21 protein-coding genes and 1 tRNA gene are annotated in these 25518 nt (G+C 69.2%); 13 read left to right on the top strand and 9 right to left on the bottom strand.

Annotation, left to right across the window (positions count from 1 at the left end):
• The first annotated feature begins 31 nt into the window (after positions 1–31).
• Genes ABTY62_RS34840 through ABTY62_RS34815 form a run of 6 tightly spaced genes read left to right on the top strand, consistent with a single transcriptional unit; the run spans position 32 to position 6423 of the window.
• Complete coding sequence (locus ABTY62_RS34840) at positions 32–679, top strand: DUF6875 domain-containing protein (RefSeq protein ID WP_352133409.1); 648 nt, start codon at positions 32–34, stop codon at positions 677–679.
• On the top strand, positions 676–1578 hold the full coding sequence (locus tag ABTY62_RS34835; protein ID WP_352133408.1) for a tryptophan 2,3-dioxygenase: 903 nt from the start codon (positions 676–678) through the stop codon (positions 1576–1578). The genes ABTY62_RS34840 and ABTY62_RS34835 overlap by 4 nt, the downstream gene beginning before the upstream one ends.
• The gene (locus ABTY62_RS34830) at positions 1575–2831 is read left to right on the top strand and encodes a kynureninase (protein ID WP_352133407.1); all 1257 of its coding nucleotides are present in this window, start codon (positions 1575–1577) and stop codon (positions 2829–2831) included. Before ABTY62_RS34835 ends, ABTY62_RS34830 begins: the two co-directional genes overlap by 4 nt.
• Before the next feature lie 29 nt (positions 2832–2860).
• Positions 2861–4117 carry an ATP-grasp domain-containing protein gene (locus ABTY62_RS34825; protein WP_352133406.1) on the top strand — a complete coding sequence of 419 codons (1257 nt, stop codon included), beginning with the start codon at positions 2861–2863 and terminating at the stop codon, positions 4115–4117.
• 30 nt (positions 4118–4147) lie between these two features.
• On the top strand, positions 4148–5458 hold the full coding sequence (locus ABTY62_RS34820; RefSeq protein ID WP_352133405.1) for an MFS transporter: 1311 nt from the start codon (positions 4148–4150) through the stop codon (positions 5456–5458).
• A complete protein-coding gene (locus ABTY62_RS34815; RefSeq protein ID WP_352133404.1) occupies positions 5455–6423 on the top strand; it encodes an amino acid ABC transporter substrate-binding protein in 969 nt (322 codons plus the stop codon). The genes ABTY62_RS34820 and ABTY62_RS34815 overlap by 4 nt, the downstream gene beginning before the upstream one ends.
• Positions 6424–6649: 226 nt before the next feature.
• Here the strand turns inward: ABTY62_RS34815 and ABTY62_RS34810 are convergent, their stop codons facing one another.
• The gene (locus ABTY62_RS34810) at positions 6650–7033 is read right to left on the bottom strand and encodes a hypothetical protein (RefSeq protein WP_352133403.1); all 384 of its coding nucleotides are present in this window, start codon (positions 7031–7033) and stop codon (positions 6650–6652) included.
• Positions 7034–7070: 37 nt separating this feature from the next.
• A complete protein-coding gene (locus ABTY62_RS34805) occupies positions 7071–7712 on the bottom strand; it encodes an integrase core domain-containing protein (protein ID WP_352133402.1) in 642 nt (213 codons plus the stop codon).
• A gap of 1468 nt (positions 7713–9180) precedes the next feature.
• Between ABTY62_RS34805 and ABTY62_RS34800 the strand changes: the two genes are divergently transcribed.
• From ABTY62_RS34800 to ABTY62_RS34785, 4 genes are all read left to right on the top strand, one after another.
• On the top strand, positions 9181–9381 hold the full coding sequence (locus ABTY62_RS34800) for a hypothetical protein (RefSeq protein WP_352133401.1): 201 nt from the start codon (positions 9181–9183) through the stop codon (positions 9379–9381).
• Positions 9378–9803, top strand: a complete 426-nt coding sequence (locus ABTY62_RS34795) for a PIN domain nuclease (protein WP_352133400.1) — start codon at positions 9378–9380, stop codon at positions 9801–9803. The genes ABTY62_RS34800 and ABTY62_RS34795 overlap by 4 nt, the downstream gene beginning before the upstream one ends.
• A 17-nt stretch (positions 9804–9820) precedes the next feature.
• The gene (locus ABTY62_RS34790) at positions 9821–10126 is read left to right on the top strand and encodes a helix-turn-helix domain-containing protein (protein WP_352133399.1); all 306 of its coding nucleotides are present in this window, start codon (positions 9821–9823) and stop codon (positions 10124–10126) included.
• A gap of 174 nt (positions 10127–10300) precedes the next feature.
• Positions 10301–11398 carry an integrase core domain-containing protein gene (locus ABTY62_RS34785; protein WP_352133398.1) on the top strand — a complete coding sequence of 366 codons (1098 nt, stop codon included), beginning with the start codon at positions 10301–10303 and terminating at the stop codon, positions 11396–11398.
• Positions 11399–11759: 361 nt separating this feature from the next.
• Here the strand turns inward: ABTY62_RS34785 and ABTY62_RS34780 are convergent.
• Together ABTY62_RS34780 and ABTY62_RS34775 are read right to left on the bottom strand one after the other, a co-directional pair.
• A tRNA-Pro gene (locus ABTY62_RS34780) sits at positions 11760–11836 on the bottom strand.
• 225 nt (positions 11837–12061) lie between these two features.
• Positions 12062–13003, bottom strand: coding sequence for an alpha/beta fold hydrolase (locus ABTY62_RS34775; protein ID WP_352133397.1), 942 nt, complete (start codon positions 13001–13003; stop codon positions 12062–12064).
• Positions 13004–13201: 198 nt separating this feature from the next.
• Between ABTY62_RS34775 and ABTY62_RS34770 the strand changes: the two genes are divergently transcribed.
• Complete coding sequence (locus ABTY62_RS34770; RefSeq protein WP_352133396.1) at positions 13202–16399, top strand: amidohydrolase family protein; 3198 nt, start codon at positions 13202–13204, stop codon at positions 16397–16399.
• A gap of 193 nt (positions 16400–16592) precedes the next feature.
• On the opposite strand, the gene ABTY62_RS34765 is transcribed toward ABTY62_RS34770, so the two are convergent.
• A complete protein-coding gene (locus tag ABTY62_RS34765; protein ID WP_352133395.1) occupies positions 16593–19217 on the bottom strand; it encodes an ABC transporter permease/substrate binding protein in 2625 nt (874 codons plus the stop codon).
• A complete protein-coding gene (locus tag ABTY62_RS34760) occupies positions 19210–20409 on the bottom strand; it encodes a quaternary amine ABC transporter ATP-binding protein (RefSeq protein ID WP_352133394.1) in 1200 nt (399 codons plus the stop codon). Before ABTY62_RS34760 ends, ABTY62_RS34765 begins: the two co-directional genes overlap by 8 nt.
• Before the next feature lie 232 nt (positions 20410–20641).
• On the opposite strand from ABTY62_RS34760, the gene ABTY62_RS34755 reads away from it, so the two are divergent.
• The gene (locus ABTY62_RS34755) at positions 20642–21553 is read left to right on the top strand and encodes a 5'-3' exonuclease (RefSeq protein ID WP_352133432.1); all 912 of its coding nucleotides are present in this window, start codon (positions 20642–20644) and stop codon (positions 21551–21553) included.
• 49 nt (positions 21554–21602) lie between these two features.
• Complete coding sequence (locus ABTY62_RS34750; protein ID WP_352133393.1) at positions 21603–22493, top strand: siderophore-interacting protein; 891 nt, start codon at positions 21603–21605, stop codon at positions 22491–22493.
• 106 nt (positions 22494–22599) lie between these two features.
• Here the strand turns inward: ABTY62_RS34750 and ABTY62_RS34745 are convergent, their stop codons facing one another.
• The 3 genes from ABTY62_RS34745 to ABTY62_RS34735 form a co-directional block, all read right to left on the bottom strand.
• Positions 22600–23376 (bottom strand): ABC transporter permease, encoded by a 777-nt coding sequence (locus ABTY62_RS34745; RefSeq protein ID WP_352133392.1) that lies wholly within the window; start codon positions 23374–23376, stop codon positions 22600–22602.
• Positions 23373–24428, bottom strand: coding sequence for an ATP-binding cassette domain-containing protein (locus tag ABTY62_RS34740; RefSeq protein ID WP_352133391.1), 1056 nt, complete (start codon positions 24426–24428; stop codon positions 23373–23375). Before ABTY62_RS34740 ends, ABTY62_RS34745 begins: the two co-directional genes overlap by 4 nt.
• A gap of 212 nt (positions 24429–24640) precedes the next feature.
• Positions 24641–25297, bottom strand: a complete 657-nt coding sequence (locus ABTY62_RS34735; RefSeq protein WP_352133390.1) for a PadR family transcriptional regulator — start codon at positions 25295–25297, stop codon at positions 24641–24643.
• Positions 25298–25518: the final 221 nt, after the last annotated feature.

Raw genomic sequence — 25518 nt, 5'->3', positions numbered from 1 at the left:
CCGAACAGCCGAAGCCTAGGAGGAGGTTTCCATGCCCCTGCCGCCCCCGGTAGGACCCGGAATAAATCGCAAGAGCGGGGCCGCCGATCTGGCGGCAGCACGCGAGTGGATAGAACAGTTCGTGATGAAGCCCCATGAACAACTGGGCCGAGACGGCGCGGTGTGCCCATTCGTCCAAGCCGCGATGAAGGTTGATACATTCCTGCTCGAAAATTGGAGCGTGGAACCTGAGGCGACCGTTGACGGCCTGGTGGCGTCGGTAAATTTACTGGCCGACACTTTCGAGGCCCGCCGGTGGGCGAGCCGTAACCGGACACTCCACACCATGGTCGTGGTTCTCGACGGTCTCGCTCCGGAGCGCTTTCACATTCTCGACGACGTACACGCGCTTGCCAAACCCGGCTTGGTGAGGCGCGGGCTGATGTTCGCCCAGTTCTATCCCGAGTGCGACGAACGGGCTGTGCGCAATCCTGCTCTTCGGATAGCCCGATCCCCGGTACCCATGCTGGCGATACGCCGCATGGCCCAGCATGACATGCTGTTCCTCGACTCCGACCCTGAATGGTTCGCTGCCTATGCGGAGCGGTTCTCCGTCCGATACCGACACGACGACGTGCCGGATGCTGCGCTCAAGAAGGCATTCGCACAGGCTCGAGAGCGGTGGGGAGATCGATCATGATCGTCCCCGGCCGAAACGGCAGTGCCCAGGCGGACCCCGGCATCAGCAGCGATGCCGAACGCAACGTCCGAGTGATGGAATCGGACGGCGACCCGATCACGGACTTCACCGGCGCCAGCACTCCGTATATCGACTACCAGAGCATCGACGTGCTCCTCTCACTGCAGCGCCCGCGGTCCGACGCCCCCGCTGAGCTGACCTTTTACGTCATGGGCCAGGTCAAGGAGCTGCTGTTCAAGCTGATTTACGAGGAGCTCGAGCGGACTCGTGCGTTGCTGGACGGAGACTCGGTTGCCGAGGCCGCGGTCAACCTGCGGCGGCTGCGGCGGGTCGTCGAACTGCTCAACGGGACCTGGAATGTGCTCTCAACGCTCACGCCGAACGAATTCAACGGTTTCCGTGACGTCTTGGGGTCGGCGTCCGGAATCCAATCTTATATGTACCGGATGGTCGAGTACGCGTTGGGAAACAAAGTGGCCGCGCTGGCCCTGCCGCACCGACAGGTACCGCACGTGCACGCACAAGTTCAGCGAGCTCTGCACGAACCCAGCGTGTACGACGCCGCGCTCCGTCTGCTCGCTCGCCACGAAACACCGCTGCCCCCGTCAGTTCTGGACCGGGACTTCTCCCAACCGTACGAGCCGAACGGCGCCGTGGAACGAGCCTGGGCCGAGGTCTACCGAGGCAAGGCGGCCACCGATCCGCTGCCTCAGCTCGCCGAGGCGCTGATGGACGTGGCCGAGGGATTTTCCCGCTGGCGCTCGCTCCACCTGCTCACCGTTGAGCGAATCATCGGTTTCAAACCTGGCACTGGCGGCACCGAAGGCGCCGGTTGGTTGCGTCGTGTCGCCGAACACCGGTTCTTCCCCGAACTCTGGACCTCCAGGGGGCTCCTGTGACCGACGGCCAGCTCGCCGGCACCATCGCGTCGGCCATGGAGGAAGCCCGCGGGCGGGATGCCGAGGACGTGCTCGCGCGCATGCGCGACCGCTTCGTTACCGCGCGACCCGAGGCTATCTACCTCAACGGCAGTTCACTGGGCCGCTTGCCCGCCCCCACCGCCGATCGCCTCGCCCTCATGGTCAACGAAGAGTGGGGAACCAACCTCGCGGAAGCCCGCACCCAATGGCTCGACCTGAGCGAACGCATCGGCGACAGCATCGCGCAGCACGCCTTGGGCGCCGGCCCCGGAGAAGTCGTGGTGGGCGAATGCACCAGCGTTCAGTTGTACAAGCTGGCCGTCGCGGCGGTACGGGCCCGATCGGAACGCGGCACGATCATCACCGCCGACGACAACTTTCCCACTGATCGCTACGTCCTCGACGGCGTAGCGGCCGACCATGGAATGAGTGTCCTCACCCTGCCCGCTCATGCCGATACGGGTCTCGACTTGGACGCGCTGCGTGCCGCACTTGACGAGAACGTCGCTCTCGTGTCGCTCTCGCTGGTCTCCTACCGTTCCAGCGCATTGCTGGACATGGCTGAAGTCAACCGGTTGGTGCACGACGCGGGTGCGCTGGTGCTGTGGGACCTCAGCCACGCGGTAGGCGCCGTGCCAATCGAACTGGAGGACACCAAGGCGGACCTGGCCGTCGGCTCGGGCTACAAACACCTGTACGGCGGCCCCGGCGCCCCGGCCTTCCTCTACGTACGCCGCACGTTGCAGGACCGGCTCCGACAGCCGATTCAAGGCTGGTTCGGACATCGTCAGCAGCTTGAGATGCTTCCGGCCTACGAACCCGACCCGACGGTCCGCCGCTTCCAGACAGGATTTCCCCCTGTCCTCTCGCTGACCGCGCTCGCGGCGGGCATCGGCCTCGTCGGCGAAGCCGGCATGGATGCGCTGCGCGCCAAGGGATTGGCGCTTGCCGAGATGCTCCAGGACCTGGTGGCCGAGCACCTCTTCCCGGTTGGCTATACCCTTGCGAGCCCGCCGGATGCCTGGCGGCGGGGCGTACACCTCACGTTGCGGCACGCCGACGCGTCCCGCATCCATCCACTGGTCTCTCGTGCCGATCTGGCCATCGACCATATGGCCCCGGATCTGCTTCGGCTGTCTGCCACTCCGCTCAACACCCGGTTCACCGACATTGTCGAAGCCGTGGACCGCATCCGCATGGTGACTAACGAATTCCTCGGCGGGGGCGGGTAGTGCCCGACGACCCGCCGACAGACACGAGATTGGCAGACAACCCCATGCCCGATGCGTGTTCGGTCCTCTACATCGATTGCCGCCCCCGGTCGGTAGCGGCCCTCGCGGCCCACGGCGCCGTTGTCACCTGTGTGGTCAATGCGAAAGACGCAGCCACGGTCAGGAGTCATCCGGCGGTCGACCGGGTCGTCGTCGTACGTGACACCACCGATTGCGAGGACGTGTTGTGCGCGCTCCGCCGGGACAGTGTCAGCTTGACCGATTACACCGCCATTTGCGGCAACGAAGAGTACACCCTTTACTCCGCCTCGGTCGTAGCCATGGTGGCAGGCAAATCCACGCCCTCCCCGAACCATGTCGTCTCCATGCGGGACAAGTTCGTCCAGAAGGACCTGGTCAGAATGGCCGGCGTCCCCGTCACCCAGTGCAGAGCCGTTAACCACCTTGATGATCTCAGTGCGGCTCCGCAGAAATTCCCGGTAGTGATCAAGCCGCCTGCCGTGTCCGGCTCCAAGGACACCTTTCTCCTGCGCTCGGCCGCGGACCTGGAGCGGGCGGCGAAGCAGTGCGCGGAATCAGGGGTGCTCGGCCCCTGGGTGGTAGAGGACTTCGTGCCCGGCGGCGAGATCCAGGTGGACGGAGCGATCAGGAACGGCGAACTGGTTCTGCTCAGCATTTCCCGCTACGTGCAGAACTGCATCAAGATCCACGAAGGCGATCTCGCGGCTGCCGTCGTACTGGATCCCGACGTCGAGCCCGCGCTCTATGCGCAAGCGCGAGACCTTGCGGCGCGCGCGCTGCCGGCCCTCGGCCACCGCGACGGGGTGTTCCACCTCGAAGCCTTCCAACACCCGGACGGCCAACTGGTGTTCAGCGAGTGCGGCGGCCGCGTCGGCGGCGGAATGACCGACGAGGTCGTTCTCCGGAAATTCGGCGTCTCGATACACGACGAATGGGCCCGGGTCGTTCTCGGGTTGCCCACGGGAGTGACCACACCGGTCGTACCGGATCCGGCGAGCTTCGGAGATGTCCACCTCAAGGCGCCGCCGGGACTGCTACTGTCGGTTCCCAGCACTGAGGAACTGCGGGCACAACCCGGCGTCGTATTCGGCGAGGTCGAGGTACAGGTCGGCGAGCAGTTGGGGAACATGAATGACGACTCGTTCTTTCGGGCGGCGCGCGCGGTTGTCATCGGCGATGACGAACAGGAAACGCGAGCCCTGCTGCGCGACCTTGGCAATTGGTTCTCGAGCGCGGTGCGGGTGGACAGCTCGGCGAATAGCTGACCCGGCACGGCGCGCACCAGAGGCGAGCAAATGAACAGCACGGCTCAGCAACCGCTGGCCGAGCGGACGACTGGAATGTTCCGGGCGCTGCGCGTGCGGAACTACCGGTTGTTCACCTTCGGCCGGCTGATCTCCAGCATCGGTGTCTGGATTCAACGCATCGCCCAAGACTGGCTGGTCATTTCGCTCACCGGCAGTGCCGCGGCGCTCGGTGTGACTACTGCGTTGCAATTCCTGCCCATACTGCTATTCGGTCTGTGGGGCGGGCTCCTGTCCGACCGTTTTCCCCGTCGGCTCCTGCTGGTGATCTCCCAAACAGCGATGGGCCTGATCGCTCTCGGGCTGGCTTTGCTCATCTACGCCGACCGCGCGGAGATATCGCACGTCTATATCGCTGCCTTTCTCTTGGGCGTCGCCAGCGCAGTGGAGACGCCGGCCCGGCAGTCGTTCCTCGCGGAAATGGTCGGAAAGGACCTCCTCCACAACGCGGTCAGCCTGGACTCGGCCTGCTTCCAGGTGGCGAGCCTGGCGGGCCCGGCGATCTCCGGGGCCCTCATCCAATTGGGGGGCACCTCGAGCGCCTTCGCGCTGACAGCCGCTTCCTGTGTGGTGGTCATCGCTTCGCTCTGGCTTCTTCGACCGGCGGAGCTGCATCCTCATTCGCCGGAGCCGCGAGCGCCCGGTCAGGTCCGCGACGGCTTACGGCATGTCTACGGGCATCCCGCGTTGCTCTGGCCGATCTTCCTCATGGCGTTCCTCGGCACCTTCGCGTTCAACTTCGCGCTCGTCCTCCCCGTTTACACCGCCGACATCTTCCATTCGGGCGCGGAAACCTTTGGCTGGCTCACGACATACCTCGCGGTCGGATCGGTCGCGGGAGCACTGGGCGCGGCTTGGCTGCGGCGCGCACGCCTGCGCCTCGTCCTCGCGACAGCGCTCGGCTTCTGCGTGGTCCAGCTCATAGCCGCCGCTTCGCCTTCGGTGTGGTTCTTCGCCGCCCTCATGATGCCCACCGGGGCGCTTGGGGTAGTCGTCCACGCCAGCGCTACCTCGGTCGTTCAGAGCACCTGCGACTCGTCTATGCGCGGCCGGGTAATGGGTGTGTACACTCTGGCCTATATGGGCGGCATCCCCATCAGCGGCCCATTGGTCGGTTGGGTGATGGAGCACTACGGAGCACGTCCCGGCTACGCGATCAGCACGGCCGTCGCCCTCGTCGGCGCGGTGGTCGCCGCAGCGGCGGTCACCAGGATCCATTACCGCAACACTCGCGGAATCAAAACCGCGGCCGTACCGGATTCTTCGTCCTCTTCTTGCCAGTCGAAACCGCGCGCATCATGACCGCGGCGCACCCGTCCGTGTCGCCCTCTCCGACGGTCAGTGCCATCCGTCGCCGCGGATACCTCCGGCTCGGCGTCAGCACCGGTATCCGCGGCCTGTCGTGGACCGACGCCGCCGGAGTCCGCCGCGGCTTGGACGTAGACACCGGCCGCGCCGTCGCGGCCGCGCTCTTCGGCGACCCCGGCCGGACCGAGTACACCGAGGTCGACCCGGAGGACAGGATCCCTGCCCTGGCCTCTGGCGTAATCGACCTGCTCGCGTGCAACGCCACCTGGACGTTCAGCCGCGAATGCGGCGCGAGTGTCGCGTTCGTTCTCACCACGTGTTATGACGAAGGCGCCATCTTGGTGCGACGGGACAGCGGCATCGCCTCGGCCGACGACCTGGACGGTCACACCTTGGGAATGTGCGAGGGCACGAGCAGCGAAGAGGCGCTGCGGGCGTGGTTCGGTCCTCGCGACCGGACCGTTCGCTGCAAACTCTATGCCTCTCCGGCTTCGGCTCTCGCTGCCTATATCGATGGCGAAGTCGCCGGCTACGTCGCGGACGGCGTGGTCGTGGCCGGAGAACGCACCCGTCTCGAAGCGCCGAATGACCACATCGTGCTGCCAGAGCGCGTGTCCTTGGAGCCGATGGGACCGGTAGTCAGAGACGACGATCCGCATTGGGCGAAGGTCGTCCGCTGGGTGCTCTTCGCGCTGATCTCCGCAGAGGCCGCCGGAATCACCTCGCACCAGGTACGTGAAGGGACTGCCGAGGACTCCCCCTTGTTGAAGGGCCAGTCCCGACTGGCGGCAAAGGCGGGATTACACCCGAGGTGGATTTCCTCCATAATCGGCGAAGTCGGCAACTACGGCGAAATATACGAACGCAACCTCGGGGACGCCTCCGGGTTGTCCGTCCCTCGCGGCTACAACGAACTTTGGCTGCGTGGCGGCCTGATGTACGCACCGCCCCTTGCGTAAAGATCATTCGCCCGCCGATCGCGAATCGCCGCGTCCGCAAACCTGCCGCACGGGAGCGCCGAATGAGCGAAACCCCACCCGATTCCGATCTCTCGCGATCACTGTCCAGGCGGCAGATGACGATGCTCGGCCTCGGCTCGGCGGGCTGCGCCCCGCCACCCCTGCCGACCGGCAGGAACACCAGCCCTCACCGTTCGGCTCCGCCCCGAACCAGCGGCGATTCCACTCAGCCGCGTACACCCGGCGCGCCTCCGCCTCGGCTTCCTCGGTCCCGCTCAGCATCGCCAGGACACACCGCCGATATCTCCGGCGCCGCCTGCTGAACCGCCTGGAGCGCGGCGAAGGCGCGCGGTCGCCACCGCGACCGTGTGGGTGTCGCAAACGTGCCCTTCGTCACCAGTGTGTTGCCGGACCAGCAGAGCCGGTAGAGGTCGACCTCGTGCAACAGGTCGCGGCCGGAACGGTAGAACTCGCAACGGGCGCCGGGCGGCCGGGGTGCGGAACGCGCATGGTCGGGCGGGTAGGGGTAGGCGCGGGCCGGCAGCAGACGGGCCAGTTCGGCGCGCGGCCGGCCGGTGGTCAGTTCGTCGAACCGGGATGGCGGCAGCACGCTCGTCGTGTGCCGCTCGAAAAGTCATCGCTGCATGTCATGCCGCGTATCTGTACTCGTTGATGAGGCCGCCGAGGATCCGGGTGCGCAGGACTTTGCCGGTGCTGAGGCCATGCGCCGGTTGTTCGTGGACGTCGGGTGGTAGCTGGTTGCGGGCCTGGTGGGGTCGGTGTTCGTTGTAGTGCCGCTCGTAGGCCGCGAGGACGTGGCGGGCGTGGGCCTCGTTCATGATGAGGACGTGGTCGAGGGCTTCGCGTCGGATGCTGCCGATGACGCGTTCGCAATGCGCGTTCATCCGGGGAGCCTGCGGCGCACTGTTGAGGATGTCCATCTCCTCGGCTGCAAAGACGGCGTCGAACGCTTCGCCGTACTTGCCATCGCGGTCGCGTAACAAGAAGTGCAGGGACTCGATGCGTATGTCCAGGCCGGCGGTGAGATTCCGCGCCTGCTGCACCGCCCAGTCCCGTGTCGGGCGGGCGGTGGCCCCGGTGATGTGCAGCCGCCGGGTGCCGTGCTCGAGGAACACCAGCGCGTACAACCGCCTGCCGAGGGCGGTGTCGATGTGAAAGAAGTCTGCCGCGATGATGCCCTCGGCTTGCGCGGTCAGGAACTCGCGCCAGGTGGGGCCTGCGCGACGTGGAGCAGGGTCGATGCCGGCCGCGTTGAGGATCTCCCCCACCGTCGAGGCGGCGACTCGATACCCGAGTCGGGCCAGTTCCCCCTGGATCCGCCCGTGCCCCCACGTCGGATGCTCCCTCGCCAGCGCAGGACGAGCTTCTTGATCGCTGCCGGGGTGGGGGGCGGCCGGTGCCCCGGCGCGCGGTGTAGGCCCACTTTGCGGCGATGAATCTGCGGTGCCAGGCAAGCAGGGTGCCGGGGGTGACAGGGAAGATCTCGCGCCACTGGCGCCGGGGTATCAGCCCGGACAGGGCGGCGAACCAGAACCGGTCGGCAGGCTCATAGCGGACCGGTTCGGCCAACTGGCGACGCAGGACCGCGTTCTCGTGCCGCAGCACCAGCAGTTCCGCCTCCTTCGCCGTCCCGCGACGCAGGAGCACCGATGGAACAGTGAGCAGCTTCCGGGTCACCTTGTACAGCAAGGACACGATCACGGAGGACATGATCCCAGCGGACTGACCGCATCCAGCTCACCTGCGGCGATGACTTTTCGAGCGGCACACCATGCACCATCGCCGCGCCCCCACCCGCTTGGCACACTTTTTCTTACCGCAGGGCCTCTGCGAACTGTCTCTCTACGGCGCCACAGAGCCGGATACGGCGCTCACGCCCTGGGAGTGCCCCATCTGCCGGCGGACGACAAGGGGCTTTGCCCTGCCTTGACGCGGGCGCACCCCGGCAGGCAGGAACCCCACGTACGAGCTGCCTGCGAAAACCGGCCCGGCGAGATCACCAGCGGTCCGCCCTCCCCCTGTCGCATGGGGAGCAGGACCTCGTGCTCCCAACGCGAAAGGTGCTCGAGAGCCGACAAGGGTCCTTATACCTCTCGATGCAGAAGACATCCGAATCGATCGGGTGACATCGGGGGCCCGCGGTTGACGACGGCGCGTGGGGGCGCGGTACGGCGCTGTAGGTCTACCGGATCGGGTGACGGACGAATCGGGCACCGTTGACACGTCTGCGAGTTGGGAGCACGAGGGCTCCCAGAGGGCTCCCACTTGCTCCCAGCCCGGACATGGTTAAGGCCGCCTCCGCTACCCGCGGAAACGGCCTCCGACCTGCGAAAACGCTGGTCGGGACGACAGGATTTGAACCTGCGACCCCTTGACCCCCAGCCCAGTGACCACTCTCAGCAACCATCCGTACCACACTGTAGCAATCCGTTCAGGACTATACGCCACCGCACGAAGCCCAAGAAGTACGCACCCCGCACGCTACGCGCCAGTCGGCGCCGCCGGGACACAGTCGGGCGACGCACCCCTCCCCCGAGTGACCCGGACCACGGTCCGGCGACTTTGACCGCGTGGACCCGCTCCCCTCCCCCACCCATGGGAGCCGACGCGGAACATCCCGGCCAAGGCCAACCCTCGGCATACGCTTTGACGTCGACCGCGCAACACCTACGCCAGCACCGCCGATAAGGGATTTGTTATCATTGCGAGGGTGCGCAGGCATTCAGGGAGGACATGATGGCCAAGATCACCATTGAAATCGACGAGGAGCGCCTCGCCGAGGCCAAACAACTCCTGCACACCGAGGATGACGCCGAGGTCGTGGCCAAGGCGGTGGATATTGCGGTCGGTGCGATCTACCAGCGTCGCGCGGCCCGACAGCGGCTGAGCGAGCTCGCGGGTGAGGGCGGCGCCTTCGGCGAGGCCCGCCCGGCGTGAGCGCCTCCCTGTACCTGATCGACACCAGCGCCTGCAACCGCCTGTTCCGCACCCCCGCCGTGGAACGACATTGGGCGGGCATCCTGGACGAGGGCCGCGTGAGCGTGTGCGAGATCACCGAGCTGGAACTGGTCCGCGCCACCGGCGGCCGCGACGAGCGGGCCGTGCTGGAGCGCTACCTCCACGACGCCTTCGGCTGGACCCCCGTACCCGACCGTGCACTCACCCGGGCCCGGCAAGTGCAAGACCTCCTCGTCACCTCCAGCTGGCACCAGGGACCGGGAGCGGTCGACCTGATGACCGCCGCCACCGCAGAACTGTGCGGACTGACCTTGCTGCACTACGACGCGGATTTCGAAACCATCGCCAAAGTGACCGGACAACCCCACCAGTGGATCGCCCCACGCGGCAGCGTCGACTGACAAGGACAACGGCCACCATGGACCACACCACACACCCGGCCAAGCACACCGACGCGGCACCGCCTGACAAGACCACCACCCGCTGGGGGGCATTCCTGAAAAAGGCCCGGCGCAGCCGGGGGATGAGCCAGCGGGCACTGGCCCGGGAACTGGGAGTCAGCCAGGCCCGGATCGCCCAGATCGAAAACGGAGCCAGCACCCCGCAGATCGACACCATGGCCGCTTACATCACCGCCCTCGGCGGCGAGCTGACCCTGCGAGCCGACTTCCACGACCATGTCACCCAGACCACATGGCCCGAACAACACCCCACAGAAAGCTGACACGCACACAGGCAGGCTTCACGTGAGGGTGACACTCTCCACACTGACGGTGTGCTTGCCGAGAATGTCATCCGCCCTGGTCGGAGGCCTGTATCGGGACCGGCGGTCGTCGGCCTCGCCGCCCGGGTAGGCGCTCTCGCGTAGTCGGTGGTTCACGCATCATGATGATCGACCGTGCTGCTGCGACTGGCCTACCTGGGCGTGACCAACGCGTTCGCGCTGCTGCGTCTGCTGCCGATGAGCGACCGGGACAAGGATGCGGAGATCCTGGCTCTCCGTCATCAGATCACGGTGCTCGAACGCCAACTCGGCGGTGCCCGACTACGGTTCACTCCGAGCGATCGGGCGCTCCTGGCTGCGCTGCTGCACCGGATGCCGTTCCCCGCTCTGCGGCGTCTTCGACTGCTCGTACGTCCTGACACCGTGCTGCGCTGGCACCGCGACCTCGCAAGACGCCAGCATGCCGCCTCATCACGACCCAAGCGACCCGGTCGGCCTCGTACCGTGCGCTCCATCCGGATTCTCGTACTGCGCTTGGCGAGAGAGAATCCGAACTGGGGCTACAGGCGTCTGCACGGCGAACTGCTCGTGCTGGGAGTGAAAGTGGCCGCGTCGACCGTCTGGAAGATCCTCAAGGACACCGGCGTCGATCCGGCGCCCGGCCGGAGCTCCAGCACGTGGGCCAGCTTCCTGCGCTCCCAAGCCGGCGCCCTCCTGGCCTGTGACTTCTTTGAGACGGTCACCCTGTCCGGCGCGCGGATGTACATATTCGCGGTGATCGAGCACAGCAGTCGCCGCATCCGGGTCCTGGGTGCCACCGCACACCCGACCACCTCCTGGGTAACCCAGGCTGCGAAGAACCTGGTCATGGATCTCGAGGACGTAGGCTGCCGGGCCCGGTTCATGATCAGGGACAGGGATGGGAAGTTCCCCGGACTGTTCGATGACGTCCTCAAAGACGCGGGGATCGAGGTCGTCCTCAGCGGCATCCAGATGCCGCGAATGAACTCGATCATGGAAAGGTGGGTGCAGACCTGCAGACACGAGCTCCTGGACCGGACCTTGATCTGGAACCAGCACCACCTCCTCCACGCCCTGCGAGAGTTCGAGGACTTCTACAACTCCCATCGACCGCACCAGGGCATCGCGAACGCCCGACCGCTACACCCACTGCCGACACCAATCGACGATCCGGACAAGCTAAGCCACCTCGACATACGACGCCACGACCGCCTTGGCGGCATCCTCCACGAATACAGACATGCCGCGTGACCTGCACGGACGAGGTATTCGGCAAGCGCACCGCCCCTTCCCTGTCGCATGGGGAGCACGACATCGTGCTCCCACCGCGAAAGGTGCTCGAGAGCCGACAAGGGGTCCTTATGCCTCTCGATGCAGAGGGCACCCGGATCGATGGGGTGACGTCGGGGGCTTGTGGTTGACGACGGCACCCAGGGGCGTGGTACGGCGCTGTAGGTCTACCTGATCGGGTGACGGACGAATCGGGCACCGTTGACACGTCTGCGAGTTGGGAGCACGAGGGCTCCCAGAGGGCTCCCACTTGCTCCCAGCCCGGAAACGGCTAAGGCCGCCTCCGCTACCTGCGGAAACGGCCTCCGACCTGCGAAAACGCTGGTCGGGACGACAGGATTTGAACCTGCGACCCCTTGACCCCCAGTCAAGTGCGCTACCAAACTGCGCCACGTCCCGGTGCTTGTCCGGCTTGGGCTTCGCCCTGGCCGGTCGCGCAAGAGAACAATACCGCACTTCAGGGGGTGGTCGCTGCCACCTTTCGGCGGGGCCCGGCGAGGCGGGGCGGGCGTGCTGGTTACGCTCGGTTGATGGATGGTGGCAGGGCGTCCGTGATCCGGTTGCTCGTTCGTTTGGGTGGGGGCGGGTGGGCGGGTGGGGTCAGGTCTGGGTGGGCGGGTGGGGTCAGGTCTGGGTGGTCAGCCAGGTCAGCAGGTCTTGCTGGACCTCGTCGCGGTTGATCTCGTTGAGGATCTCGTGGCGGGCGCCGGAGTAGCCCTTCCAGGTGAGGTCGTGGGTGCCGAGGTAGCGGAAGTCCTCGAGGAGTTCGTGGACCAGCGTCATCCGCTGGTTGCACGGGTCCTCGGTGCCCACGGCGATGTGGACCGGCAGCCGGGTCGGGGTGCGGGCCTGGTTGCGGGGGTTGTTGATCTTGCGGACGGCGCGGACCCAGTCGAGGGACAGGCCCGCGCTGAAGGCGAAGCCGCATCGCTCGTCCGCCGCGTAGGCGGCGACCTCGGCGGGGTCGCGGGAGAGCCATTCGTAGCCGGTGCGGGATTCGTAGGGGTCGTTGAAGGAGGCGAAGAGCTGAGGGGTGAAGCCGGAGGGGGCGGTGCGGCCGGCCGCGGCGACTTCGGCCTCGAGGCGGGTGATGGCGGCGTCGGTGTCGGTCGCGGGCAGTGAGCGGAAGGTGCCGGAGAGGATCAGGCCCGACAGGTCGTCGCCGTACTCCTGGGCGCAGTCGCGGGCGAGCATCGAGCCCATGCTGTGGCCCAGCAGGAACAGCGGTGCCCCGGGGAGCTCCCTGCGGGCGCGGTCGCCGACGGCCCGCAGGTCGGTGACGATGGCGCGCCAGGCGTCGCCCTGCTCGCCCGCGACGCCGAGGCCGCCCGTGGAGGCGGCGGTCGCGCCGTGGCCGCGGTGGTCCGAGGCGACCACGGCGTAGCCGTGGGTGCACAGATGGCGGGCGAAGCGGTCGTAGCGCTGTGCGTGTTCCGCGGCGCCATGGGCGATCTGGACGATCGCGCGCGGGCTGCCGGTCTCCGGGAGCCAGGTGTAGGTGGCCAGACGTACGCCGTCAGGGGTGGGGAGGTGGTCGCTGCGGTGGGTCACGCCGTCCCTCGGCATGTCGTCTCCTCTCCTGTGCCAGGCGGTTCCTGTGCCAGGCGATCGTTCTCTTCTCTTGCCTCGCACCTGTGTGCCTCAAGCGTTGGCGCCTTGAGTCACGAGTGTTGACCCGGGGCCGTTGGGCTATGAAACGATCAAGCGCTGCACGCACCACTGCTTACTCCTGCTCTGCACAACTCTCGTGTTCCAGGAGGACCGTTGGACACCGCAGACATTCCCGTCACAGCCGAGCCCCTCTCCCGCCGCCGGTTCCTACAGGCCGCCGCGGGCACCGCCGCCGTGGCCGGGGCGGCGGCCGGGCTGCCCGCGCAGGCCGCTGTCGCCCAGGGGCGGCAGGCCGCGCTCACCTTGTCGTTCACCGGGGCCACCAACGGCGCCGCGACGCTCTCCCCCTCCGGCGACCGCCTGGTCGCCGAGGTTCAGAACGTGCTGTGGTCCGTCCCCCGGAAGGGCGGCGCCGCCACCGCCCTCACCCCGCCGGATCTGGAGCCGACCCGGCCCGTGTTCTCCCCCGACGGGAAGCTGCTGGCCGTCTGCGCGTACCGGGGCGGCGGCTTCCATCTGTGGACGCTGCGCCCGGACGGCTCGGATGTGCGTCAGCGCACGGACGGGCCCTGGGACGACCGGGGCCCGGCCTGGTCGCCGGACGGTACGCGGATCGCGTTCGCCTCCGAGCGCGGCGGCGATCCGGTGGCGGGCAGCCCGTACCGGGTGTGGGTGCTGGAGGTGGCGACCGGGGAGCTCACCCGGCTGACCGGGGCGCCGGGCCAGGACGGGCCGCTTCAGGACGGCGCCTGGGAGGACTTCGACCCCGCCTGGTCCCCCGACGGCGAGCGGGTGATCTTCGTGCGCGGACGGCTCGCCGGGACCGCGCTGGACGCCCGTACGGTGGCCTCGGTGCGCGCCGACGGCACCGGGCCGGTGGCGGTGGAACACACCGAGGCGGCCGCCGGCGTCCAGTTGCTCGCGCCCTCGGTGTCCCCCGGCGGCGCCCTGGCCTATCTGCGCACCACCCCCGCGCCCGACGCCTCGTGCACGCTGGTCGTGGACGGCGTGGCCGTGCCGGTGGCCGGCGATGTGCAGCCGGTGCCGCCGCGCTGGACCGCCGACGAGGAGCTGCTGCTCACCGTGGGCGGGCGGTTCCGGCTGGTGCGGCCCGAGGCTCCCGGCGCGGGCGAGGAGATACCGTTCGAGGCCGCCATGCCGGTCGACCGGCCGCGCTATCGGGTCAAGCGGTACGACTTCGACAGCGGCGGCGGGGCGCGGCCGGTGCGCGGGGTGCATCTGCCCGCGCTGTCCCCCGACGGGCGCAAGGTGGCCTTCGCCGCGCTGAACTCCCTGTGGGTCGCGGACACCGCCGGCGGCCGCCCGCCGCGCCGGATCGTGCGCGCCTCGCCCACCCGCTATCTGCTGGCGCCGACCTGGACGCCCGACGGGCGGGCGCTGGTCTACGCGGACGACCGCGACGGGCTGCTCGCCGTACGCCGCCGGGAGCTGGCCACCGGCGAGGAGACCGAGCTGGCCTCCGGGGGCCGGGTGCACCCCGCGCTGTCCCCCGCGGGCGACCGCCTCGCCTGTGTCGACATGTCAGGAAACCTGGTCCTGCGGGATCTGGCCGCGGGCACCGAGCGCACGCTGGCCGCGCCGCTCGGCGGCGGCGGGCTGCCCGGCAGACCGAGCTGGTCGCCCGATGGTCGCTTTATCGCCTATTGCGACCGCAACCGGCTGAACCAGCGGTTCCGCGAGGGCTACAACCTCATCCGGGTGGTGGACGCGGACAGCGGCGCGGCCAGGCTGTACGCCCTGGCGCCGCACACCTCGCTCTCCGACCGCTATGACTCCGGCCCCGTGTGGTCCCCCGACGGCCGCCATCTCGCAGTGATCGCCGAGTCCGCCCTGTGGCTGCTGCCCGTACGGCCCGACGGCACCCCGGACGGCGAGCCGCGCCGGCTGACCGAGGAGAGCGCCGACCACCCCTCCTGGTCGGGCGATTCGCGCTCCATCCTGTATCTGTCCGCGGGCAAGCTGCGGCTGCTGGACGTGGCCGCCGGCACGGCCCGTACCGTGCGGGTCCCGCTCGACCACCGGCGCCCGCGCCCCGCCGACACCGTCGTCCACGCCGGGAGGTTCTGGGACGGCACCGGGGACGACTCCACGGTCCGCGAGGACGTCGACATCGTGGTGCGCGGCGGGCGCGTCACCGCCGTCGAGCCGCACCGCGCCGGGCGGCCCGCGAAACGCCGCGTGGACGCCTCCGGCCGCACCGTCGTGCCCGGTCTCTGGGATGCCCATACGCATCCCTGGCAGTACACCTACGGCGCCCGGCAGACCATGCTCCAGCTCGCCTACGGCATCACCACCGCCGTCTCCCTCGGCGGCTTCGCCTACGAGCAGGCGCGGCTGCGCGAGGCCATCGCGGCGGGCGCCCTGGCCGGGCCCCGGCTGCTGGCGACCGGGGAGCTGCTGGACGGGCCGCGCGTCGCGTACAGCATGGGCCGGGCGCACCGCACCCGGGAGGGGCTGCGCCGCTCGCTGGAGCGCGGCGCGGCGCTCGACTGGGACTTCGTCAAGACGTACGTGCGCGCGCCCGGCTGGATCATGGAAGAGGCCGCCCGGTTCGCCCACGACCGGCTCGGGGTGCGCAGCGGCAGCCATCTGTGCTCGCCCGGCGTGCAGCTCGGGCAGGATCTGACCACCCATCTCCAGGCCACGCAGCGCCTGGAGTACGGGCACGCCACGACAGCGACCGGGCGGTCCTTCCAGGACGTGACGGAGATATACACCGCCACGGACTTCCGGCTGATCGCCACGCCGTTCACCGCCTCGCCGCTGGTGGGTGCCGACCCCTCGCTGGCCGAGGACGAGCGGGTCACCCGGCTCATGCCGCCGTGGGACACCGCCATGGTGCGGCAGCTCGCCGGGACCCCGCCCACCGCGGCCCAGCTCGCCACCCTCCGCACCGAGATCGGCGTCTACCGGCAGATCCTCGCCGGAGGCGGTCTCGTCGCCCTGGGCACGGACGCGCCCCTGGTGGCGGTCGGACTCCATCTGCACCTGGGGCTGCGGGCGCTGCACCGGTACGGGCTCTCGGCCGCGGAGGCGCTGCGCACCGCGACCCTGCTGCCCGCGCGGGCGTTCGGCGCGGACCGGGACCTCGGCACCCTGGAGGTGGGGAAGCTGGCGGACCTGACGGTCGTGGACGGCGATCCCTTCACCGACTTCGACTCCCTGGTGCGCACGGTGTCGGTGCTGCGCGGCGGGGTGCCGTACGAGCGGGACGACCTCGTCCGGGCCTTCCCGGAAGGCGGCCGGGCACGGCACGGGAAGTCGGCCGAGCACTGGCTGGAGGTGGGGCGGCTGCTGCGGCGGGACACCTGCTGCGACGCGGAGGGGTGAGGGCGCACCACCCGGACCGCGTACACGGTCCTCGGGTTGTGTTCCGGCGCGTAGGGGCCCGCCTGTGCGGTCACCAGCCTGTGCGGCGTGTACGAGCCCGCCCGTGCGCCGTTCGAAATGCCGCCGCCGCGGCCGGAGCGAAGCGCTCCGGCCGCGGCGGCGGTTACTGCTTCCGGCTGCTGCCGGTGGGCTGTCAGGAGCTCACCGGGGCCATCTTGTCGACGATGCCGGGGTTGGCGTCGATCCACTTCTGGACGCCCTGCTCGGCATTGCCCTTGCCGGCGTCCTGAACGGCCTGCTCCAGGCTCGCCAGCTCCTGCTCGGTCATGTGCCAGTTCTTCAGCCACCCGTAGAACTCGGGGTACTTCTTCGGGAAGGACTTGTGGCCCAGCGAGCGGATCTCGTTGTTGGCCCCGAACGCCTGCTTCGGGTCGGCCAGCTTGGTCAGCTGGTACTTGCTGTACGCCCAGTGCGGGGTCCACAGCACGACGGCGACGGGCTCCTTCTTGGCGTACGAGCGCTGAAGCTGGGCGAGCATGGCCGGGGAGGCGTTGTTGGTGACCTCGTACTCCTTGTCCAGGCCGTACTCCTTGAGCACCTTGCTCTTGAGCAGCTGCATCTCGCCGGTGCCCGGCTCAATGCCGATGATCTTGCCCTTGAACATCCCGGACTTGCCCTTGAGGTCCGCCAGGGACTTGACGTCCTTGACGTACGAGGGCACCGCGATCTCGAGCGAGGTCTTGTCGTACCACGCCCCGATGTCGACGAGGTTCTTCTTGTACCGGTCCCAGTACTGCTTCTGGGCGATCGGCAGCCAGCCGTCGAATTCGACGTCGATCTGCCCGGCGCTCATGCCGGTGAACATGGAGCCCACGTCGTACTGCTTGATCGACGGCTTGTAGCCGCGCTTCTCCAGGACGTTCTTCCACAGGTAGGTGGTGGCGACGTCCTCGTCCCAGGGGAAGTAGCCGATCTGCGGCGCGGCCCCGGCCTGCTTGCCCTTCTTGGCGGCGCCGGTGTCGCCCGCGGGGGCGAGCTTGTCGACGACGCCGGGGTTCTTCTTCAGCCAGGCGCGCACGCCGTCCTGCTGCTTGCCCTTGCCCGCGTCCCGGATGGCCGCCTCGAGGCTGGTGAGCTGCTTCTCGGAGAGCTTGAAGTCCTTCATCCACTGGGCGATCTGCGGCTCCTTCTGGGAGAAGCCCTTGCGCCCGATGGCGTGGATGCCGTCGCCCTTGCCGAAGGCGCCCTTGGGGTCCGCGAGCTTGGTGAGCTTGTACTTGCTGTACGCCCAGTGCGGGGACCACAGGGTGACCGCCACCGGCTCCTTCTTGGCGTAGGAGCGCTCCAGCTGGGAGAGCATGGCGTTGGTGGAGGCATTGACCAGCGTGTACTCGCCGTTCAGGTCGTAGCCCGGGAGGACGTCGTTCTTCATGATCTTCATCTCGCCGGCGCCCGGCTCAATGCCGATGATCTTGCCCTTGAACATGCCGGACTTGCCCTTGAGGTCATCCAGGGTCTTGACGCCCTTGACGTACGAGGGCACCGCGACCTCCAGGGAGGTCTTGTCGTACCAGGTGCCGAGGTCCTCCAACTGGTCCTTGTACTGCTTCCAGTACGAGGCGTGGGTGGCGGGCAGCCAGGCGTCGGTCTGCATGTCCACGTCACCGGCGGCCATGCCGGTGAACAGCGTGCCGATGTCATACGTCTGAAGCTGCGGCTTGAAACCTCGCTGCTCCAGGATTTCCTTCCACAGGTAGGTGGAGGCGACGCCCTCGTCCCAGTTGATGTAGCCGAGCTTGACCGTGCGGCCCTTGCCGACGTTGGCGGTGACCTTCTGGCCGCTGTCGTCGTCGCCGAAGATGTTCAGCCCGCCCGCGACGAGCGCGAGGACGACGACACCGACCATCGCGACCGAGGTCGCGGGGCGCCACTGGAGCACCTTCAGGCCGCCCACGGCGTTCGCGGCCTGCTTGGCCAGGGCCCGCCGGCCGAGCGGCGAGACGCGCTGGTTGAGGGCGCCGGTCATCCGGTCCAGATACATGGCGAGGATGACCACCGCGATGCCACCCTCGAAGCCGAGGGCCACGTCGACCGAGCTGATCGCCTCGAAGACGGAGGAGCCGAGGCCGCCGCCGCCGACCATGCCCGCGATGACGACCATGGACAGCGCGAGCATGATGGCCTGGTTGACGCCCGCCATGATCGTGGGCAGGGCGAGCGGCAGCTGCACCCGGAGCAGGGTGCGGCGCGGGGTGGTGCCGAAGGCCTCGGCGGCCTCGACGAGCTCCGCGTCGACCTGGCGGATGCCCAGCTCGGTCATCCGTACGCCCGGCGGCATGGAGAAGACGATGGTCGCGATGATGCCCGGGACCACGCCGACGCCGAAGAAGAAGATGCCGGGGATGAGGTAGACGAAGGCGGGCATCGTCTGCATGAAGTCCAGCACCGGACGGAGCACGGCGCTCACCGCGCGGTTGCGCGAGGCCCAGATGCCCAGCGGTACCGCGAGCACGACCGTGATCACACCGGCGACCAGCACCAGCGACAGCGTCTCCATCGCCTCGTCCCACTGCTGGATCGAGTCGATGAGCGCGAAGCCGGCGAAGGCCAGGACGGCGGGCACCAGGCCGCGCAGCCACCAGGCGAGCACCGCGAGGATGCCCGCGAGGAGCAGGGGGGCGGGGGCGGCGAGCACATCGTGCACGCCGTCGTACATCCCCTGGACGACCTTGGCGATGAAGTCGAAGAGCCAGGCGAAGTTGTCACGGAGGAAGTCGACGCCGGACTGGATCCAGCTTCCGAGTTCGAGCCTAGGCACCGGCGATCACCTTGCCCTCGGGGGCCTCGGGGGAGCCGGAAGACTTCGACACCCCGGCGGCCAGGGTCTTCGGCGCGTCACCGGTGTCGGTCCCCCCGTCCGTCCCGGTGTCGTCCGGTCCGCTCTCCGGCTCGCCGAGCACGGCGAGCAGCCTGGCGCGGGGGACGACGCCGATGAGCGAGCCGTCGTCCACGTCGGTCACCGCGACCGCGACGCCGCTGCGCGAGCAGGGCGTGAACAGCTCGACGATCGGGGTGTCCGGGGTGACGGTCGCCGGGGCGGCCTCCAGGATGTCGCTCTCGGTGCGCAGCACCGTGCCGTCCGGGGTCGTGGTGCCCAGCGCCTCCTCGGGGTCGGCCATGATCGCGCCGGCGGTGAGCACCCGGGTGCGGTCGACGTCCTGGGTGAAGGACGCGACGTAGTCGTTGGCCGGGGTGACCAGGATGTCCTCGGCGGTGCCGATCTGGACGATCCGGCCGTCGCGCATGACGGCGATGCGGTCGCCGAGGCGCATGGCCTCGTTGAGGTCGTGGGTGATGAAGATGATGGTCTTCTTCAGCCGCTTCTGGAGCTCCAGCAGCTGGTCCTGCATATCGCGGCGGATCAGCGGGTCGAGCGCGCTGAAGGACTCGTCCATCAGCAGCAGGTCGGCGTCGGTGGCCAGGGCGCGGGCCAGGCCCACGCGCTGCTGCATACCGCCGGAGAGCTCGTCGGGCCAGGACTTCTCCCAGCCGGCGAGGCCGACGAGGCCGAGCGCCTCGGTCGCGCGCCGCTCGCGCTCGGCGCGCGCAATGCCCTGCACTTCCAGTCCGTACGCGGCGTTCTCCAGGACGCTGCGGTGCGGGAAGAGGGCGAAGTGCTGGAAGACCATGCTGATCTTGTGAGAGCGCACCTCGCGCAGCTCGCGCGGGGCCAGGGCCGTCAGGTCCTGGTCGTCGTAGAGGACGCGTCCGGCGGTCGGCTCCAGCAGTCCGTTGAGCATGCGCAGCAGAGTGGACTTGCCGGATCCGGACAGACCCATGACGACGAATATCTGGCCCGCCTCGACAGCGAAGGACGCGTCGATGACCGCCGCGGTCGTGCCGTTCGCACGCAGCTCGTCACGGTCCGTGCCGCCCTCGAGCTTCGCCACCGCCTCATCGGGTCGTCTGCCGAACACCTTGAACAGGTGCTCGGCTTGCAGCCTGGACACATATACCTCTCGGGGTCGCACCAAGAACGACCCGCCACCCCCGCGGACAGGTCGTGGAGCGGGCGGTATCCGACCGCTTGCCCGTTGCAATAGTTGCTTTACCTAACGGGTCCGCTCCGGCAGCGCGCCTGCCCTGAACCGATTGGCGTAAACCAATCGGTGACCCACGTCACATATCCGGGGTGGGAGTGTCGGTGGCGTGCGGCATCATCGAGGCGTGACCCGACGCCTGATGCTCCTCGACACCTCGTCCCTGTACTTTCGCGCCTTTTTCGGGGTGCCGGACTCCGTCCGGGCCCCCGACGGCACCCCGGTGAACGCCGTGCGCGGGCTGCTCGACTTCATCGCCCGGCTGGTCCAGGACCACCACCCCGACGACCTCGTGGCCTGCATGGACTTCGACTGGCGCCCGCAGTGGCGGGTCGACCTGATCCCCTCGTACAAGGCGCACCGGGTGGCCGAGGAGGCCCCGGAGGGGGGCGGGGTGGACCAGGAGGAGGTGCCCGACACCCTCTCGCCGCAGGTCCCGGTGATCGACGAGGTGCTGGACGCGGTGGGGATCGCCCGGGTGGGCGCCGCGGGCTACGAGGCCGACGACATCATCGGCACGCTCGCGGGCCGGGCGGCGGGCCCGGTCGACATCGTCACGGGCGACCGGGATCTGTTCCAGCTCGTCGACGACGGGCGCGCGGCGCGCGTGCTCTACCCGGTCAAGGGGGTGGGCACGCTCCAGGTCTTCGACGAGGCGGCGCTGCGCGAGAAGTACGGCGTGGGCGGTGCGGGGTACGCGGATCTGGCACTGCTGCGCGGCGACACCAGCGACGGGCTGCCGGGCGTCCCGGGGATCGGCGAGAAGACCGCGGCCAAGCTCCTCGCCGCATACGGCGACCTGGCCGGGATCATGGCCGCGGCCGCCGACCCCGCATCCAAGATCACCCCGGCGCAGCGCAGGCGGCTGGCGGAGGCGAGCGAGTACGTGGCGGTCGCGCCTAAGGTGGTGCGGGTGGCCTCGGACGTCCCGCTGCCGGCCTTCGACCCGGCGCTGCCGCGGACGCCGCGGGACGAGCGTGCGCTCGAGGCACTGGCGGAGCGGTGGGGGCTCGGCGGATCGCTGCGCCGACTGCTCTCCACTCTTGAAGGGTGAGGTGTTAGGTTAGGTCACCCTAACTCGTTTGTGGATCAGGGAGGTGGCCGTGGCAGAGCGTCCTGCCCGCAAGACCCCGCAGCTCAACCGGGCGCGGGTGGCCCGCACCGAGCGGCTGACGCCCCATATGACGCGGGTGGTGCTGAGCGGCGGCAGCCTGGCCGGCTTCGCCGCCGGCGAGTGCACCGACCACTACGTCAAGCTGCTCTTCCCGGCCGAGGGCGTCACCTACCCCGAGCCGTTCGACCTGGCGCGGGTCCGCGCCGAGTTCCCGCGCGACCAGTGGCCGCGCACCCGTACGTACACCGTGCGCGCCTGGGACCCCGCGGCCCAGGAGCTGACCCTGGACTTTGTGATCCACGGGGACGAGGGCCTGGCCGGGCCGTGGGCCGCGCGCGCCGAGCCGGGCGAGGAGGTCCTCTTCCTCGGCCCCGGCGGGGCGTACGCGCCGAGCCCGGAGGCCGACTGGCATCTGCTCGTGGGCGACGAGAGCGCGCTGCCCGCGATCGCCGTCGCGCTGGAGCGGCTCGCCGACGGGCCGGCGGGCGCGCCGGTGCACGCCCTGATCGAGGTGGCCGGGCCGGAGGAGGAGCTCAAGCTGAGCGTGCCGGACGGGGCGCGGGTCAGCTGGCTGCACCGGGGCGGCGGGCGGGGCGGTGAGTCGCTGGTGGCGGCCGTCCGCGCGCTGGACTTCCCGTCCGGCCGGCTGCACGCGTTCGTCCACGGCGAGGCGGGATTCGTGAAGGAGGTCCGCCGCTATCTGCGGATCGAGCGGGAGATTCCGCGCGAGTGGCTGTCGGTCTCCGGCTACTGGCGCCGCGGCCATGACGAGGACGGCTGGCAGGCGTCGAAGCGGGAGTGGAACCAGCGGATAGAGGTGGAAGAAGGCACCGCGGACGCCGCGGGAGCCACGGGAGCCACCGGCGCCGCGGCGGCCTGAGCCCCGGAGCCGGACGGTCTACCGGGACGGCCCACCAGGACGACGAGCGCCGGGCGGCCCCGGCGGTGGAGTGCCACCGCCGGGGCCGCCGCGCGCACGGCTGCGGTCAGACCGACCGCTGGTACGACCGGAAGGTGCGGGTCGACAGCCAGACCGCGGCCAGCGCGAGCGCCAGCAGCGCCCCGCCGCGGCTCGCCACATCGCCCCAGTCCGGGTCGCCCGCCATGGCCGAACGTCCCGCTACCAGCGCCCAGTTGACCGGGTTGAAGTCGGCGACGTGCCGCATCCATCCCGGCATCAGGGAGGGCGCCATGAAGGCCTCGGAGAGGAAGGTCAGCGGCAGCAGCAGGAAGGTGTTGATGCCGATGATCGACTCCCGCTCCCGGACCAGCATGCCCAGGGCGTTGGAGAGCGCGCCGAAGACCGTGCCGAGCAGCACGGACGCCACGATCAGCAGGGCCGTCCCGGTGATGCCGCCCGGGTAGTCGGCGCCGCCGAGCTTGCCGAGCGCCACGATGATGACGGACTGCACGGCGGTGCTGAGGCCCTGGGAGACCACATTGCCGTTCATCAGCGCGCCGCGGGAGACCGGCGTGGTCAGGAAGCGGTTGAGGGTGCCCCGCTCGATCTCCTCCAGGGTCCCCATGCCCGCCCACATGTTGGAGGACAGGGCGCTCATCACCACGATGCCCGGGACCAGGTAGTCCAGGTACGAGCCGGTGCCGAAGCCGCCGAGGTCGGTGACCTTGCGGAAGAGGGAGCCGAAGAGGAACAGCCAGATCACCGGCTGGACCAGATTGATCAGCAGAAAGACGGGCTGGCGCCAGTAGGCCATCAGCTGGCGCTGCGTCATGTACCAGGTCTGGGCGAGGGCCGCGCTCATCGGGCACCTCCGGCGGCACCGGCCGGCACGGGCGCCCCGGCCGCGGCCTCCGCCTCGGTGAAGCTGCGGCCCGCGTAGCGCAGATAGACGTCGTCGAGGGAGGGGCGGGCGACGGTCGCGGTCGCCACGGCGGCGCCCGACCGCTCCAGGGCGGCCAGCAGCGTGGGCACGGCGGCGGCGCCGTCGTCGGCGCGGACGCTGACCCGCCGTCCGTCCACGGCCGCCTCGTGCACGCCCGGCAGCGCGGTGAGCGCGTCGCGCAGCGGAGGCTCGGCGCCGTCCGCGACGGTCTCGCGCAGCTCCAGGTGGACGGCGTCGCCGCGGAGTTCGCCCTTGAGCTCGTCCGGAGTGCCCTCGACCACGACCCGGCCGCGGTCGACGATGGCGATGCGCTCGGCGAGGCGGTCGGCTTCTTCGAGGTAGTGCGTGGTGAGCAGGATCGTCAGCCCCTCCTCCCCCGCGAGCCGGGCGATCTCGTCCCACATGGCGGCGCGGGCCTCGGGGTCGAGCCCGGTCGTGGGCTCGTCGAGGAAGAGCACCTCGGGGCGGTGTACGAGCCCGAGCGCGACGTCGAGCCTGCGGCGCATGCCGCCGGAGTAGCCCTTGACCGGGCGGTTCGCGGCGTCGGCGAGGTCGAAGCGGTCCAGGAGTTCGTCGGCGCGGCGGGCGGCGGCGGTGCCCCGCAGCCCGTACAGCCTCCCCTGGAGCAGCAGGTTCTCCCGCCCGGTGGCCACCGGGTCGGCGCCGGACTTCTGGGCCACGACGCCGATGGCGGCGCGCACCCGGCCGGGGTGGCGGAGCACATCGTGTCCGGCGACAGCCGCAGTGCCCGCGTCGGGGCGGGCCAGGGTGGTGAGGATCTTGACGGTGGTGGACTTCCCGGCCCCGTTGGGTCCGAGCAGGCCGAAGACGATGCCCGCCTCGACGGCCAGCTCCATGCCGTCCAGGGCCTTCACCCCGCCGGGGTAGGTCTTGACCAGTTGGTCGGTTTCCACTGCGAGCGCGCGGGTGCGCGTGTGGTGCGGGGTGCGTCCCCCGGTTGTTGGCGCCATGGTGGCGTGTCTCCACTCTGATCTGTCGTACGACGTCGATCTGTCGCGTGCGAAATCCGCCGTACCGATCCGCGGGTGGAGAGCCGGGCTATCCTGGGTGTGCCGCACCTCGATCGCCTGGCCTGCCATCGCCGCAGGTCCGGTCCGGGGTCAGGGCCCTGGCGTGCGCTGTTGGCGCAGCGCGCGCCGGGGCCTTCTTCACTGCTCCGGTTTCACTTCTCCGGGTTGACTCTCTCCTCTATCTCGGCCCATTCCGCCGGCATCTCGCCGGTCCGGCTCAGCGTCCGCCATGCGGCCGCTCCGGTGAGGCTGCCCGCCGCGAGCTCCGCGCGCAGCGACCGGACCCACTCCATCTCGGCGCGGATCATGTGCAGTTCGTACTCCGTCTCCAGCAGGAACACCCTCGGCAGGTCCTTTTTCAGCGCATCGATCGAGCCGTCAAGGGCCTCGGCCCGGGCCTCCAGCGTCTCGGCCCGCTGCCGCAGCAGCTGATCGGCCTCGTCGATGGGCAGCACCAGGATCAGCGAGAGCGCGGCCGAGAAGGCGGGGTACTCCCGGGCGGGGACGGACACCAGCTCCGCCAGCCACTCGTGCAGTTCGCGGCGGCCGTCCTCGGTCAGTCCGTACACCGTGCGCTCGGGGCGGAGCCCCTGCCGCTGGGTGCCGGCGACCTCGACGAAGCCGTGCTTCTCCAGGTTCTGGACGACGGTGTAGAGCGAGCCGTAGTTGATCTTGATGCTGTGTTCCTTGCCCCGTCGCCGGAGCACCTGCGCGATCTCGTACGGGTGCATCGGCCGCTCACTCAGGAGCGCCATCACCGCGAGCGCCAAGGGGTTGCTCAGCTTGCGCCGCTTCGCCGTCACCGTCATCACCTCGCCCCCGTATATCCGTCGCCGAACATATCGCGACTCAGCAGAGGCGTCAACCGCGATGTATCGCGATTGCGCCGACTCCACGGCCACGCACGGACAGCGGGAAGCGGACATCGGGAAGCGGCATATGGAACGGGCCGGGTCCGGTCGGGAACTCGCCCCGGCCGGACCCGGCCCGTGAAGAAGCCGCGGCCCGCGGTGAACGCCGCGCGGTGGGG

It is taken from the genome of Streptomyces sp. NPDC097640, assembly GCF_040302705.1.
Taxonomy (GTDB): domain Bacteria; phylum Actinomycetota; class Actinomycetes; order Streptomycetales; family Streptomycetaceae; genus Streptomyces.
Note: the sequence above shows the minus strand (reverse complement) of the source record. Positions and strands in the feature narration are given on the sequence as shown.

Bases quoted from the DNA above. Each gene is read 5' to 3' on its own strand.
- ABTY62_RS34835 (WP_352133408.1), top strand. From the start codon at position 676: ATGATCGTCCCCGGCCGAAACGGCAGTGCCCAGGCGGACCCCGGCATC.
- ABTY62_RS34820 (WP_352133405.1), top strand. From the start codon at position 4,148: ATGAACAGCACGGCTCAGCAACCGCTGGCCGAGCGGACGACTGGAATG.
- ABTY62_RS34815 (WP_352133404.1), top strand. From the start codon at position 5,455: ATGACCGCGGCGCACCCGTCCGTGTCGCCCTCTCCGACGGTCAGTGCC.
- ABTY62_RS34775 (WP_352133397.1), bottom strand. From the start codon at position 13,003: ATGCCGAGGGACGGCGTGACCCACCGCAGCGACCACCTCCCCACCCCT.
- ABTY62_RS34790 (WP_352133399.1), top strand. From the start codon at position 9,821: ATGGACCACACCACACACCCGGCCAAGCACACCGACGCGGCACCGCCT.
- ABTY62_RS34735 (WP_352133390.1), bottom strand. From the start codon at position 25,297: ATGACGGTGACGGCGAAGCGGCGCAAGCTGAGCAACCCCTTGGCGCTC.
- ABTY62_RS34740 (WP_352133391.1), bottom strand. From the start codon at position 24,428: ATGGCGCCAACAACCGGGGGACGCACCCCGCACCACACGCGCACCCGC.
- ABTY62_RS34755 (WP_352133432.1), top strand. From the start codon at position 20,642: ATGCTCCTCGACACCTCGTCCCTGTACTTTCGCGCCTTTTTCGGGGTG.
- ABTY62_RS34745 (WP_352133392.1), bottom strand. From the start codon at position 23,376: ATGAGCGCGGCCCTCGCCCAGACCTGGTACATGACGCAGCGCCAGCTG.
- ABTY62_RS34840 (WP_352133409.1), top strand. From the start codon at position 32: ATGCCCCTGCCGCCCCCGGTAGGACCCGGAATAAATCGCAAGAGCGGG.
- ABTY62_RS34800 (WP_352133401.1), top strand. From the start codon at position 9,181: ATGGCCAAGATCACCATTGAAATCGACGAGGAGCGCCTCGCCGAGGCC.